Below are 15,203 nucleotides of genomic sequence, written 5' to 3'. Positions count from 1 at the left end.
GCTTAAATCAGGTATCTAGCAGCTAGGATGATGCCAATTAGCTTAAGGAAATTACAGTAATGATATCTTTAGAGATTATTATACTTGCAGCGGGACAAGGTAAAAGGATGTATTCTGCTAAACCAAAAGTACTTCATACACTTGCAGGTGTGCCTTTGTTGCAGCATGTCATTACTACAGCTCAACAATTAAAGCCAGCCGCTATTCATATCGTTTATGGCCATGGTGGCGAACAAGTCAGACAAGAATTAAATAATTTAGAGGTCAATTGGATTTCACAAGATCAGCAATTAGGTACAGGGCATGCGGTTAAACAAGCTTTGTCTCATCTTTCAATTAATTCCCAGGTATTGATTCTTTCAGGGGATGTCCCTTTAATTCAGGTGCATACGTTGCAAAAATTAGTTGAAATGGCTTGTAGCTTTAATAAGTCTATTGGCTCTCTTGCTTTATTAGTAGCAAATTTACCTGACCCAACGGGGCTTGGACGAATTATTCGTGATCATACAGGCGCTATAAAAGAAATCGTCGAAGAAAAAGATGCCACTCTAGAACAAAAGCAAGTTAATGAAATTTACACGGGAATTTGTTGTATTCCGGCGAAAGACTTAGAACGATGGCTACCTTTACTTAATAATAATAATGCCCAGAAGGAATATTATCTTACTGAAATCATTTCTTTTGCAGTTCACGAAGGATATAGCATTAATTCTTTTACAACAGAAGATAATTTAGAAATTCAAGGAGTGAATACCCGATTACAATTACAGCAAATGGAGCGAGCCTGGCAGCAACGGCAAGCCGAACAATTATTATTAAGTGGTGTTATGATTGCTGATGCTAATCGCATTGATATACGCGGTAAATTAGTTTGTGGTCGAGATGTATTTATTGATGTTAATTGTATTTTTATTGGGGATGTAATTATAGGGGATAATTGCTCTATTGGACCTAATTGTGTCCTTACCAATGTAACTTTAGGCACTGGCTCTGAAATCTTAGCAAATAGTGTCCTTGAAAAATGTAAAATCGAAGAACAATGTCAAATAGGACCTTTTGCTCGTTTACGTCCGGGTACCCAATTAGGACGGCAATGTAAAATAGGCAATTTTGTTGAGACTAAGAACGCTGTCTTTGCTGAGGGCAGTAAAGCCAGTCACTTAAGTTATTTGGGTGATGTAACTTTAGGTAAAGATGTTAATATTGGCGCTGGTACCATTACTTGTAATTATGATGGCGCAAATAAACATCAAACCATTATTGAAGATGGGGCTTTTATTGGCTCAGATACCCAATTAGTTGCACCCGTTAAAGTAGGTGCTTACGCAACAGTTGGTGCTGGTAGTACTATTCGTAAGGATGTTCCTGCAGGTGAACTAACAATATGCGAAAATCGACAAAAGACAATTTTAGGTTGGAAAAGGCCTATAAAAAAGAAATAATAAAATATCTAACCTGTATTATTTAATTTAAATAATTAACGTGAGTTCGCCAGAAAAGAGACGAAGGCTCTTTCATGGCGCTAAACGAACGTTATCATGAATATATTTTATGGCGAATTCACGTTAATTAACAGGTAGCTAATTTAAGATTTGTAATTTCTGTTTTTTTTTGTAATTTATTATATAAATAAAGGACAAAAGGTAAGCTAAAAAGAGTAACTACAAATTTATAAACCCAACCACTTAAGCTTAAATTAAAGAGTTCTTCGTAAGGATAAATACCCGCAAATAAAATAGTATAGTTGATAATACAAAGTAAGGTATTGGCAAGCATACTAGCAGTCAAAATACGTATAAAACGAGAAGTGACATAATTATTTTTATTAAATTTTTCAAGTAAAAATGCATTACTACTAAAGGCAATTAATATTGCTAATGTCATCATGGGAATTCGTTTAGGCATTATGAAAGAATAATAAGGATTTAAATTAAAAAAATCAGGAGATGGTAATAAGATAGTGGATAAAAACAGCAGATCAAAAACTAATTCCGCTGAGATCATAATAAATATTAAATATAAATTAGCCCTATAACCAAATAATTCGCCTACTAAACTACTAATCAGCATAGTAAAAGGAAATAAAATACCATTAGCTGCTATAATCCGATGATCGCCCAAAGAGATTAGACGGTATTCACAAGCAAAACAAATTAATAAAACAATAACCGCTAAGCCAGTTAAATAATGATAATAAGGATTAAAAAAGTAATCGGGTTTAGTAAACGTTTTACTATTATGTAGCGTAAGTATATAAGTTAAAAAACTAATACCTATAAGTAATAAAATACTTGCGGTGATTAGCAAAGAATCCATATAAATTAAGCCAAAATTCTTAGTATAAGGCTCAGAGAAAAGTAATAAAAAATCAATCGAAAAAAAAGTATAACCACCTAACAAAGACAACAACATACATTTATGTGGTGAATTAAAGACCTGAGGGTATCGTGATGAAACTAGGAGATGCGGCAGGTAAAAGCTAATACCAAAAGCAATCGTTGAAGAGAAAAATTTTCGAGGTATCTCTTCAAAGACAATTTGATAAGCAAGTGTATTACGTATATTTCCTATCGAAGGTAAATTTAATAAAAGGTAAACACCGATAGAAAAGAGATATAAAGCTAGTAAAGATTGATTTAAAACTTGCCGTTGTTGCATTAAATTACAATTTTTTAATACTAAAAGATATAGACCAGCAATTAAAGAGCATAGGACACTATTAGCTGTAAAAAATAAACCATGAATTACGATGATTTTAAATGAAACATTAATTAGAAGAATTAAACAAATTACTATTGCCAATGTAAGAGACATGAACCTACGATCGTAAAATGGTGTAGCAATTAAATTCATATTAAAACCATTTACTAAAACTACAGCGCATAAATCCTTGAGTAATTAACTAGTTTTTTCTGTAACTACTGAGTTAACTCTCTCATTATTTACAGTAAAGATTTGGACAAAAACTAGCGTAACTTTTCTTTATTTTGGTTCAATAGATTGACTTATACCTCATGCCGGTCAAGTAGGGCATTATAAAATCTATAGCAGGTAAAGTATCTAATTTAGATTGGCTGCCCGGTAATATAACACTATCATTATTTATTTGGCAAATCTAGCTAAATCTCTTTATTAAAATTGTAGCTAATGAGAATTAAATTAAAATTTATGCATTACTAAAATAAAATTCATAGGTGCTAACCATTACTGCAGTAGATTATTCTAAATGCCGCAGTAAGCCTGCGACATTTAATAGACAAAATAAATATCTATAAGAATAAGCTCATGCCATCAATAGAATCGAGTTCAGATTTATCTTGTTGATCAGATTCACTCGAATTAAACATACGAAGGTTATTCGTTGATAGTTTAGAGACAATAGGGGGAGTAAATTTAGTCTGAATTAAATTAGTAGGCTGTTTATGTAGTGCTGGTCGATTTGAAGTAATAATAATATTTTTTGCTGGATTAGTGCCTGTATTCTTTCTCGGATTAATTATCGCTTTAGCATCTACTTTTTTACCTTCTTCCTTATCTTCACTTGCTGGAGGTGGTGGTGGCATTAATGCTTTTGTAGAATCTGCTTGCCTTAGTTGAATTGCTAACGGACTTAAATCAACTTCTTTGAGTGACTTCTTAACTTCTAAAGACTCTAATTTTCTGCGGATAGAGCCAAGATCAAGCATAAATTCTTTCTTACCTAATAATGTTAATACTTCACGGCCAATAGATTTAGGTATTCCAAAAATTAACCATAATAACTTCGCCGCTTTTTGGGGATCATAAACCGCAACTTTAATTAACATTAATTTAGCTGCTTTTCCAGGATCAACCGTTGCTACTTTGGAAATTTTTAAAAATGATTCTTTTGAATTTTCTATTGCTTTTAAAGCTAAAATAGAGCGTTCACGTAAATACAGCCAATAAGGTTGAATAACGGGGTCAGAAATAAAGGCTTCTGAGCTATGTAGCATGCGGGGTAGAATAATTGTTTCAATTTTTTGGGTATAAGGATTTTTTTGTACTTCTTTTGCTAAATTGTAAATTGTTTGCCAAGGGATATTAGTTGGTGGCCCTTGCAATAAAAGAGGAAGTTGTTTCTTAAGGCCAGAGGATACAATGTCAAAAATAAATCCGATAAAGCTCTGGTAAGCGCCAACAGGGTCAATAATTTTTCGTTGCGATTGAATAACGGGTGGTGGCAAGCGTGAGTGTGCTACAACACTGATTTGGGTTAAAAGCATGGCTTGAGCTACGAAAGGTTTATAGTAATGTCTGGGTATGCCTGTTAATGATTCAATACCCCAGCTTAGTAAGGTTGTTGAAATGAATTCATGGATACCTAATGTTATTGGTAGCTCAGCATACTCTTTTAAATATTCTACTTGATGACGTTGGCATAAATCGGGTAATACCATAGTTAAAGCATAACGTCCGCGGTGAAAAACAGATAGAACTGGCACAATTTTATCACCTAGTGGCAAATACCCAACTAAGGATAAAGCTACTTCCGTAGCCCAAAAAGTTGTAAGATCACGAAAATTACCACGTACGTAGCGAAATAGATCACAGTTTTCGTCAATGCAGACTTGTTTTGGTAAGTCATTATTAACTGTACTTAATGATTTAGCCGCTTCAATGGCTACAACAGTCATACGTACTGTTGCCTGCGTTTTTCTGCGGGTATTATAAGCCCACAAAGCGACTTGTAATAAAGCTAATGAAGTTTGTAAGAAAGTACTAGTACTTACCCAAGGTGCATCTTTTTCTATTAATTCATCTTGCGTGTATTTTTTTAGCGAATCAAAGACATAATTAATTGCAACATAAGGTGCGATATCTTCAACTAAAATACGTGCGACATTATAAGCAATTCTTCTAGTTGGTGCATGTGTAAGTACTGAGGCAGCTGTTTTAACAGTTGCAGGTGCAAGTTCGACAGATTTTAGAATGGTGTTATATGTAAAACTACTGACATTGTTTGTCACTTGAGCAGTCAAGTTACTATTCCATAAAGCGCTGCCCCATCCTTTTATCTTATCCCACCAACCTGTGCTAGTTGTTTGAGAAACTATACTATTATTCCCTACAGCGTTATCTGGCTCATTGCTTTTATCCCACCACCCCATAAATGCTCCTTGCTGAAGTCGGAAATTTTATTCTATGGCTAAAGTAAATTATTTACTAGACATTTTATTGTTTAATTTATTGAGCTTAAAATTAAGATAATTTATAAGGTTTTTTCTTGATATTCGCATAAGTCACGAATAGAACAGACGCTGCAGTGAGGTTTACGGGCAACGCAAACATAACGACCGTGTAAAAGTAACCAATGATGAGCATTAAGAATAAATTCTTCATCAACAACATTAAGTAAATTGAGTTCAACCTCTAATGGATTTTTACCCGGCGCAATACCTGTACGATTAGCTACCCGAAAGATATGAGTATCAACCGCTACCATGGGTTGTTTAAAAGCGGTGTTTAAAACAACATTAGCTGTTTTACGGCCAACGCCTGCCAGTGCCTCTAACTCAGGGCGCGTTATTGGAACATTGCCGTGATGCTTTTCGAGCAGCATTTGACACGTTTTGATTATGTTTCTAGCTTTTCCTCGATATAAATTAATTTTGTTTATATATTCTTTTAAGTTTTCTTCCCCTAACTTAAGAAATGCTTGCGGCGTATTAGCAACAGCAAATAATTTATCAGTCGCTTTATTAACACTGACATCAGTTGCCTGAGCAGATAAAATAACTGCAATTAGCAATTCAAAAGCAGAATTAAATTTTAATTCAGTTGTTGGATTAGGATTGGCTGCTTGCAAGCGTTTAAAAATTTCCTGGCGAGTTAAATTATCCATGATTTTTTTTACTGTTAACACGATTAAGGGCTTGTAAAATGTAGTTTTGTTTTGCTTCAATCTCTTGCATTAGGTGGGTACGCTGTGCTAGTTGTTTTTTAGAGCGATATAATTGCTGTTGCTCATGTTGTTCACGTAATTTTCTTATTTGTTTAGCTTGGAAGCGTTGCCGAGCAATATCATGATCATAGGTAGGCTCATCTAGTGATTGCATTTCAATACAATCGACTGGGCAAGGATCCACGCAAAGCCCGCAACCTGTGCACTCTGTTTTTATAATAACATGCATTAATTTACTACTACCAACAATGGCATCAACAGGACATGCCTGAATGCACTTTGTACAGCCTATACAATCTTGTTCATTTATTTTCGCAACACTGGGTTTGCGTTTATTCTCTTGGGCAGTTAAAAGATACGGAGCAGCCTCTACTTTTAATAACTTCGCAAGCGCTTGCACGGTCTCAATCCCACCTGGTGGGCAGCGATCAATAGGTGTATTGCCTTGCAGCAAAGCTTCTGCATAGGGCATGCAGCCAGAAAAGCCACATTCGCCGCATTGAGTTTGGGGTAGTACGGCGTCGATATCTTTTACTGTAATGTTCATTTTACTTTCATACCGGGTAACGCGCCCGTATCAGGTTGTAATAAAAAAATCTGTTTACCATCACCAGCGGCTAAAACCATTCCCTCAGATACGCCAAAACGCATGGTACGTGGTGCTAAATTAGCAACAACAATTGTTAAACGGCCAACAAGATCAGCAGGAGCATAAGCTGTTTTTATACCGGCAAAGACTTGTTTTTGACTATCGCCTAAATCTAGTTTAAGACGCAACAATTTATCCGCACCTTCAACGGGTTCAGCTGCGATAATTTTGGCAACGCGTAAATCAACTTTACTAAAATCATCGATGCTAATGGAGTCTGTCTGCGTTGGTTTCATAGGTTTTGATTGCTTATTGTTAATTAAATTTTCTTTTGTTTCTGTAAGTAGGGCATCTATCTTATCACGCTCCACACGAATCATTAGAGGTGTAAATGACTTAATAGCATGATTAAGTAGGGGTTTATCTAAACTATTCCAAGTAAGTGAGTCACAATTTAAAAAGGATTCAGCTTGTGTTGCCATTAAAGGAAGCACAGGTTTAAGATAGGTTATTAAAATGCGGAATAAATTTAATCCCATTGTACAGATGGTTTGTACATCAGGTAGTTGCTCTGGGTTTTTGGCTAATACCCAAGGTTTATTCGTATCTATATATTGATTAACGCGATCAGCACAATCCATAATTTGCCGAATTGCTTTTGCATAATCTCGTTGTAGGTAAGCATCGATAATTGTTTCACGCAGATTTAAAAGATCTTGGTAGAGTGCTGGCTCACTTAACTTTTCTGCTAACTGATTATCAAAGCGTTTATTAATAAAGCCTGCACAGCGGCTAGCAATATTGATAACCTTACCAACTAAATCAGCATTAACGCGATTAATAAAATCATCAAAATTTAAATCAAGATCATCAACTCGGCCATTTAATTTAGCAGCAAAGTAGTAACGCAAATACTCAGGATGTAAATGGTTAAGATATGTCCTGGCTTCAATAAAAGTGCCACGTGATTTAGACATTTTTTGGCCATTAACCGTTAAAAAACCATGAGTAAAAATAGCGGTAGGAAGACGATGATTACTGCCAGCAAGTATAGCAGGCCAAAATAAAGCATGAAAATAAACAATATCTTTACCAACAAAGTGGTAAAGTTCGGCGCTAGAGTTTTTACTCCAGTAGTCATCAAAATTTAATCCATTTATCTCACAATATTTTTGAAAACTTGCCATATAACCAATAGGTGCATCTAGCCAGACATAGAAAAATTTATTCACAGTTCCGGGAATAGGAAAACCAAAATAAGGCGCATCGCGCGAAATATCCCACTGTTTTAAGCCAGCTGCAAACCATTCATCTAGCTTATTACTTACCTCTAGTTGTAAGTGGCCTTGGCGAGTCCATTCTTTTAGTAATTGTTCATAGCGTGGTAAATCAAAAAAATAGTGTTCTGATTCTTTTTCGATAGGCTTAGCACCGGATATAGCTGAAACTGCATCGATTAAATCAGTTGTTGAATACGTTGCACCGCAAGCCTCACAATTATCGCCATATTGATCAGGAGTTTTGCATTTTGGGCAGGTACCTTTTACATAGCGATCAGGCAAAAACATTTCTTTCACGGGATCATAGGCTTGGCGTATTGTTTTTTTAACAATGTCACCATTGGCTTCTAGTTGCTGATAAATTTTACTGGCCAAAGCCTGATTTTCACTGGAATGGGTTGTATGATAGTAATCATAGTGAATAGCAAAATCTTGAAAGTCTTGTTCATGGCTTTGCTTCATTTGGGTAGTTAATTCTTCTGGGCTAATGCCAAGCTGTTCTGCTTTTAGCATAATAGGCGTGCCATGCGCATCGTCCCCACAAACACTGATACAAGTATTACCTAACATCTTGTGTGTGCGTACCCAGACATCTGTTTGAATATGCTCAACTAAATGTCCTAAGTGAAGTGGGCCGTTAGCATAAGGCAACGCACTGGTTACTACTAATTTGCGAGTCATACTTAACCCTGTCCTATCAAGAAAATGACAGATTATAATTCATTTGTTAGCGAAATACTGCTTACTCTTGACTTTTTTTATAGAACAAATTGGTTTACTGATTGAAGAGATGAAGAGAAATTAAGGCTTGGTAAAAAAGTATATGTTGAGCACAAGCTCAACATATACTGAAGTAAATTAAATTACTTAGGACCATTGACAACAAGTGATTCGTGTGAAGTTACTTCAACATTTGTATCTGTTAAGACTTTAGCGTCAACAGGAGTTTCTTGAAGGAAACCATAACGCTTATTAGTTGTTCCTAAGTCTTCAACTTTAGTAATAGGAGCAGTCGTAGGAGGAGTGATCTCTACAGGACGGCCACCTTTACGAATCAATGGCTCTTCCTCACCTAAAGTAGAATTATTTGCTGCGTTAGAATCATGACCATGACTATTGCGTTTTAATGCAGGGTTGTTAAAAGGACTAGCAGTCGTTACAATTTCTTCATGTTTGAAGTCTGTAACGTGAGTTTTCTTACTACGGAATAAGTTATCCAATAAGTTAGAAATTTTAGTCACTGCATTAACGATAGCTGAAAAACCAACCACTGCAGCAGCAGCAATACCAGCAGCTGCGAAAGAAGCTGCAACGACAGACATTGAAGCTAAGCCTGCGAAAGGAGCCACACCGAAAACAGTAATACCAGCGATAAAAGGAATTGCTGGTGGGAAGAATGCACATAGTAAGCCAACACCTACTGCGCCTGCAACAGTTAGACCGATTGCAGCAGCACTTTTCCAATTATTTTTTAAAAAATTTCTAAAATTGATTTCTGGTGTTTTAAATTTAAATAATGCCATAATTTTTCTCCATATGTTTGAAAAAATCGCTGGCATCATAGCAAATATTTATGTGATGTGAAACAAATATGTTCAATAACTTGTTACAAAACTGTAAATTTACTGTTTTTTGGCGCCTAATTTTAAATAAAGTTTATTTTTTTTGTAAGTTGTTAATTTTATTTATATTTGGAATTTTTTAAATCCAAATTGATTTATTTATATTTTAATTGCCCTCAAATTATTCAAAATTTTTTTACAGAATTGTAAACACCAAAATTATCAAAAAAACGCTTAAAGAAATACGAATTTTTTTCTTACACCGTATAATATTTTTCCTTGTGCTTAAATTAACATAGAGAGTAATTGCCAAAGTCTTGCACTTTATGGAAAAATCACGAATTAATGACTTATATGTAAATAGTAATCAAATGGTGATTGATCGAGCCGGTTATAGGCTTAATGTAGGAATTATTTTAGTTAATGATTCCGGTAGAGTTTTTTGGGGGCGGCGTAACGGCCATGATGCTTGGCAATTTCCGCAAGGCGGTTTAATTGCAGGTGAAACGGCGCTTGAAGCAATGTATCGTGAACTACGCGAGGAAATAGGCTTAGATAAAGAAGATATAGAAATTATAGGGGTAACAAAGCGATGGTTAAAATATCGCTTGCCTAAACAATACTTACGACATGGAAGTGAGCCATTAGTAATTGGCCAGAAACAGAAATGGTATTTACTTAGGTTAATTGCTTGTGAACAGAAGGTACGTCTTGATCTAAGTGATTCGCCAGAATTTGACAGCTGGCGTTGGATTGATTATCACGAACCTCAGGAACAGGTGATTTTTTTTAAAAGACAAGTCTATGCTCAAGCCATGAAGGAGTTAGAGCACCTGTTAAAAAAACGTCGTACACCTTTTGGTATGCGTCGCAAGCGAGGTAATCATAGTTCATAAATGTTAAAAATTTTAAAACGAATTGTACAGGATGTTACAACTGCTAATCACTTATCTGAGGCTTTAGCTATTCTCGTGCAGCGTTTGCATAAAGCTTTAGCCGCAGATGCTGTGTCTGTTTATTTAATAGACAATAAACATGCTGAATATGTTTTAATCGCAACTGAAGGCTTGAATAAATATGCTGAATCTAAAGTTAGAGTAGGTTTAGATAGTGGTATTATTGGGCTAGTCGGTAGGCGTGAAGAACCTATTAATATTATTGATGCACATTTGCATTCTGAATTTCATAAAAATCCTCTTTTAGGTGAGGAACATCTAAACGCTTTTTTAGGCGTTCCCATTATCCAGCATCGTAAGCTCTATGGTGTTATCACTGTACAACAAACAGAACAACGCTATTTTGATGACGCAGAGGAAGCGTTTTTAATTACTTTAGCAGCACAATTAGGTGGTATTATTGCGCATGCTGAGGCAACAGGGGAACTAGCTCAATTAACTCAACCTAAGCCTTTAGGTGCCAAAAAAGCTGAACTACCTGCGCATATAGCTTTATCTGGAATTGGTTGTGTACCTGGCGTAGGTATTGGGCGCGCTGTCGTTATTTATGCGCCTGCAGATATTGATTCTGTACCACGTCATATGGTTGAGGATATTGAAGCTGAAATAGATATTTTCTTAAAAGCACTTCAATCAGCTCGTGAAGATATGCAACGATTAAGTAGGCGTATGAAAGCAACTGTTGCAGAAGACGAGCAAGCCTTATTTGATGTTTATATTCGCATCTTAGATAAAGACAGTTTAGGTGCGGAAGTGATCTCTGTTATTCAAGCTGAAAAGCTAAGCGCTCAAGCTGCTTTATCTGTTGTTATACGTAAACATGTGCAGCAATTTGAAAGTATGGAAGATGAGTACTTGCAAGAGCGAGCAAGTGACTTTAGAGATTTAGGACGACGCGTGCTTGCTGAATTACAACTCTCACAGCGAATAGAAATTACCTATCCTAGACGCACAATTTTAGTTGGTGAAGAAATTACAGCGTCTGTATTAGCTGAAGTGCCAGAAGGGCAATTAGTGGGAATTGTTTCAGCTAAAGGATCGAATAATTCACACGTTGCCATTTTAGCTCGCGCTCTAGGTGTTCCTACCATTATGGGTGTACGAGGTCTTAAATTAGAAACACTATCTAATCGAGCTGTTATTGTTGATGGCTTTTTAGGCCATATTTATGTCTCCCCCTCACGTGTTTTACTTGCGGAATTTAAAAAACTAGCTCGTGAAGAGTTAGAGTTAAATCAAAGCTTAGAAAGCTTACGAGATAAACCAGCAGAAACACTTGATAATTTTAAAATTTCACTACAAGTTAATACAGGGTTGGCAATGGATGCTGGATTATCTATGAGTGTTGGGGCAGAAGGAGTAGGCCTTTATCGTTCTGAAGTTCCTTTTATGAGTCGCGATCGTTTTCCTTCTGAAGATGAACAGCATATTATCTATCGTCAAATATTAAAAGCCTTTGCACCTAGATTGGTAACCATGCGTACTTTAGATATTGGCGGTGATAAAATTTTACCTTATTTTCCAGTAAAGGAAGATAATCCTTATTTAGGTTGGCGTGGTATAAGAGTGACTCTTGATCATCCTGACGTTTTTCTGATTCAAGTCCGCGCCATGATGCGAGCGAGTGTCGATTTAAATAATTTGCGTATTATGCTGCCTATGATAACCAGTTTGAGTGAAGTGGAAGAAGCAGCATTATTGATTGAACAAGCATTTCAAGAATTACTAGAAGAAGGCTGTGTTATTGAAAAACCTAAATTAGGTGTGATGATTGAAGTGCCGGCGGCTGTTTATTTAGCAAAAGATTTAGCCAAGCGTGTTGATTTTATTTCGGTAGGAAGCAATGATTTAACGCAGTATTTACTGGCTGTAGATAGGAATAATTCTCGTGTAGCGAATATATATGATTCATTTCATCCTGCAATGCTACGGTCTCTCATAAAAATAGTAGAAGGCGGCCATGCCGCAGGTATTGAAGTAAGTATTTGTGGCGAAATGGCTAGCGATCCCTTGGCGGTAGTTCTACTAATCGCTATGGGCTTTGATACATTAAGTATGAATTCAACAAGTCTACCGCGAATAAAATGGGTAGTGCGTAATATTTCTCTAGCTAAAGCACGAAAAGTGCTGGCTGATGTATTAGAATTAGAGCATGCTGTTGAAATAAGACTTTATTTACAAAAAGCGTTAGAAGATGAAGGTCTAGGCGGCTTAATTAGAGCTGGCAGAATATAATGATGTTAATTACCTTTCTAACGGGTGCTCTTTATAGTTTTACTGGCATTGTCGCCGGTTTAATGTCAGGTATGATAGGTATTGGCGGCGGAATTATTATTGTGCCTGCTTTACTCTTTATTTTTCAATACATAGGCAAAATGCCCGCAGACTTAGCTATTCATTTAGCCACAGGCACCTCTCTTGCAATTATTCTATTCATTTCCCAAGCAACGGTACGGGCGCATTATCGACAAGGTACCATTTTATGGTCGGCTTTTCTTAAGCTAGCCCCAGGTATTTTTATGGGTGCCTTTGTTGGCGTTTTATTATCTAATTATTTACCGGTTATTTGGTTAGAAAGAATATTGGCTTTTTTTCTTTTACTGATTGCTATAGAGAGAATATTTAACTTTAAACTCAGTCAACCTACACCACATTATCCACCTACTGCCTTAAATATTTTAATTAGTTTTTTTATTGGGCTAATTTCTGGTTTATTAGGTATTGGCGGTGGCGTGCTTATTATTCCCTATCTGTCTTACTGTGGCTTAAATATAAAAAAAATCACGCCTATAGCCGCTTTATGTATTATGACTGCCGCTATTGTTGGTACTATTATGTTTATAGTAATTGGCTTTTCTGAAGCAGCACTTCCCGCTTATAGTACGGGCTATGTTTATTGGCCAGCAGTATTATGTGTTGCTTTGCCTAGTATCTTTAGTGCTTTCTGGGGAGCGAAACTGACTTATCTTCTTTCTCAAAAACATTTAGAATATGTTTTTATAGTAATTTTACTTATAACAAGTATCCAGTTAGCATTGTAGTTTTATTGCGTCATAATTAATAATATTAGTGTTGTTTAATTTTTAATATGTAAGTATTTAACCTTAGATACTTTAAAGAATTAATTATTTTTTCCAGCAATTTAGCAAAATCCTGCACATAACTTGAGGTAAGAATATGCTCACTTATCCTGCTATTGATCCAGTTGCATTTTCTATTGGACCGTTAAAAGTACATTGGTATGGCTTAATGTATTTATTTGGCATTACAGCGGCCTGGGGTTTAGCTCATTGGCGTGCTAAACGTTATCACTTAAATTGGACAAGTGAGCAAATCAGCGATCTAATTTTTTATGCTGCTCTAGGGGTTATTTTAGGCGGTAGATTAGGATACATGCTATTTTATAATACCCACCAATTCATTAGTAATCCCCTTATATTTTTTAAATTATGGGAAGGTGGGATGGCATTTCATGGTGGATTGTTAGGCGTTGTTGTAGCTCTAACTTTGTATTCACGTAAAATAAAGAAGTCATTTTTAGAAATTGGTGATTTTGTAGCACCTTTGGTACCTTTAGGACTTGCTGCTGGCCGATTAGGAAATTTTATTAATGGTGAGTTATGGGGACGGGTAACTGACGTACCTTGGGCTATGATTTTTCCACATTCAGATGGCTTACCTCGTCACCCTTCTCAACTTTATGAATTTGGGCTAGAAGGAATTGGACTATTTATTTTAGTTTGGTGGTATGCTGCAAAACCGAGGCCTCAAGGCTGCGTATCTGCTATTTTTTTAATTGGGTATGCTTGCAGTCGCTTAATTATTGAGTTTTTCCGAGAACCGGATGCTCAAGTCGGGTTTATTGCGTTTAATTGGTTAACCATGGGACAGTTATTATCCATTCCTATGCTTGCTGCAGGATTTTGGTTATGGTGGAATAGACGATGCAAACATATTTAGCGTTATTAAAACATATTTTACAACATGGTACTGAGAAATCAGATCGGACAGGGACTGGTACATTATCTGTTTTTGGCTACCAGATGCGTTTTAATTTAGCGGCTGGGTTTCCTTTAGTAACTACCAAAAAATTACATGTGCGCAGTATTATTCATGAATTGCTGTGGTTTTTGCGTGGTGATACAAATACCGCTTATTTAAATGACAATGGTGTTACCATCTGGGATGAATGGGCCGATGATCAAGGTAATTTAGGCCCCGTTTATGGACGACAATGGCGTAGTTGGCCAACTTCTGATGGCCGTAGTATTGATCAATTAGCTGAGCTCTTAGAGCAGATTAAAACAAATCCTGATTCAAGACGTCTGATTGTAAGTGCTTGGAACGTGGGTGAGTTAGATAAAATGGCTTTAATGCCTTGTCACGCTTTATTTCAATTTTATGTTGCACAAGGGAAACTGTCTTGTCAGCTATATCAACGCTCAGCTGATGTCTTTTTAGGGGTCCCTTTTAATATTGCCTCTTATTCATTATTGACTTATATGATTGCTCAGCAATGTAATCTTGATGTAGGGGATTTTGTTTGGACAGGCGGCGATTGCCATTTATATACAAACCATCTAGAGCAAGCGCAAATTCAGTTAGGAAGAGAGCCATTTCCTTTACCTGAGCTAGTTATTCATCGCCATCCTTCATCTTTATTCGATTATAAATTTGAAGATTTTAGTTTTAAAAATTATCAATCGCATCCTACTATAAAAGCGCCTATTGCAGTATAGGGATTAAATTTATAAAAGACTAAGTAGCCTGGGTGCAGGCCTATAGGACGAAACTCGGGTTTCACGTTGTTTCACCCAGGCTACTACCCTACGCTTGCTTCGTTTAGCTCAACCTACGCTTGTTTTCACCTTCCTTTGCGTTCTGCGACTTGTT

12 protein-coding genes are annotated in these 15,203 nt (G+C 36.2%); 6 read left to right on the top strand and 6 right to left on the bottom strand.

What is annotated here, in order from left to right:
- Positions 1-62 precede the first annotated feature (62 nt).
- Positions 63-1,442 carry a bifunctional UDP-N-acetylglucosamine diphosphorylase/glucosamine-1-phosphate N-acetyltransferase GlmU gene (glmU, locus tag DYH30_RS15000; RefSeq protein ID WP_115332605.1) on the top strand — a complete coding sequence of 460 codons (1,380 nt, stop codon included), beginning with the start codon at positions 63-65 and terminating at the stop codon, positions 1,440-1,442.
- Positions 1,443-1,569: 127 nt separating this feature from the next.
- Here glmU and DYH30_RS14995 read toward each other — a convergent pair whose 3' ends face one another.
- The 6 genes from DYH30_RS14995 to DYH30_RS14970 all read right to left on the bottom strand — a co-directional run bounded on the left by DYH30_RS14995 (position 1,570) and on the right by DYH30_RS14970 (position 9,315).
- Positions 1,570-2,853 carry a VUT family protein gene (locus DYH30_RS14995; protein WP_115332423.1) on the bottom strand — a complete coding sequence of 428 codons (1,284 nt, stop codon included), beginning with the start codon at positions 2,851-2,853 and terminating at the stop codon, positions 1,570-1,572.
- 416 nt (positions 2,854-3,269) lie between these two features.
- Positions 3,270-5,129, bottom strand: coding sequence for a hypothetical protein (locus tag DYH30_RS14990; protein ID WP_115332422.1), 1,860 nt, complete (start codon positions 5,127-5,129; stop codon positions 3,270-3,272).
- Between the two features lie 101 nt (positions 5,130-5,230).
- Positions 5,231-5,863: an endonuclease III gene (gene nth / locus DYH30_RS14985; RefSeq protein ID WP_115332604.1), complete on the bottom strand. Its 633-nt coding sequence runs from the start codon at positions 5,861-5,863 to the stop codon at positions 5,231-5,233.
- A complete protein-coding gene (locus DYH30_RS14980) occupies positions 5,856-6,470 on the bottom strand; it encodes an RnfABCDGE type electron transport complex subunit B (RefSeq protein WP_115332421.1) in 615 nt (204 codons plus the stop codon). The genes nth and DYH30_RS14980 overlap by 8 nt, the downstream gene beginning before the upstream one ends.
- Positions 6,467-8,473: a methionine--tRNA ligase gene (metG, locus tag DYH30_RS14975; protein ID WP_115332420.1), complete on the bottom strand. Its 2,007-nt coding sequence runs from the start codon at positions 8,471-8,473 to the stop codon at positions 6,467-6,469. The genes DYH30_RS14980 and metG overlap by 4 nt, the downstream gene beginning before the upstream one ends.
- Before the next feature lie 182 nt (positions 8,474-8,655).
- Positions 8,656-9,315 carry a hypothetical protein gene (locus DYH30_RS14970; protein WP_115332419.1) on the bottom strand — a complete coding sequence of 220 codons (660 nt, stop codon included), beginning with the start codon at positions 9,313-9,315 and terminating at the stop codon, positions 8,656-8,658.
- 410 nt (positions 9,316-9,725) lie between these two features.
- Between DYH30_RS14970 and DYH30_RS14965 the strand changes: the two genes are divergently transcribed.
- The 5 genes from DYH30_RS14965 (at position 9,726) to thyA (ending at position 15,049) form a co-directional block, all read left to right on the top strand.
- On the top strand, positions 9,726-10,250 hold the full coding sequence (locus tag DYH30_RS14965; protein WP_115332603.1) for an RNA pyrophosphohydrolase: 525 nt from the start codon (positions 9,726-9,728) through the stop codon (positions 10,248-10,250).
- Positions 10,251-12,545 carry a phosphoenolpyruvate--protein phosphotransferase gene (gene ptsP, locus DYH30_RS14960; protein WP_115332418.1) on the top strand — a complete coding sequence of 765 codons (2,295 nt, stop codon included), beginning with the start codon at positions 10,251-10,253 and terminating at the stop codon, positions 12,543-12,545. It begins immediately after the preceding gene.
- Positions 12,545-13,351, top strand: coding sequence for a sulfite exporter TauE/SafE family protein (locus DYH30_RS14955; RefSeq protein WP_242604692.1), 807 nt, complete (start codon positions 12,545-12,547; stop codon positions 13,349-13,351). The genes ptsP and DYH30_RS14955 overlap by 1 nt, the downstream gene beginning before the upstream one ends.
- 136 nt (positions 13,352-13,487) lie before the next feature.
- Positions 13,488-14,270 carry a prolipoprotein diacylglyceryl transferase gene (gene lgt / locus DYH30_RS14950; protein WP_115332417.1) on the top strand — a complete coding sequence of 261 codons (783 nt, stop codon included), beginning with the start codon at positions 13,488-13,490 and terminating at the stop codon, positions 14,268-14,270.
- Entirely contained in the window at positions 14,255-15,049 is a 795-nt protein-coding gene (gene thyA / locus DYH30_RS14945) for a thymidylate synthase (RefSeq protein WP_115332416.1), read from the top strand. The genes lgt and thyA overlap by 16 nt, the downstream gene beginning before the upstream one ends.
- Positions 15,050-15,203: the final 154 nt, after the last annotated feature.

The organism is Legionella busanensis, from assembly GCF_900461525.1.
GTDB classification, from domain to species: domain Bacteria; phylum Pseudomonadota; class Gammaproteobacteria; order Legionellales; family Legionellaceae; genus Legionella_C; species Legionella_C busanensis.
The sequence above is the reverse complement of the archived record's forward strand: the minus strand, read 5'-3'. Positions and strand labels throughout refer to the sequence as shown.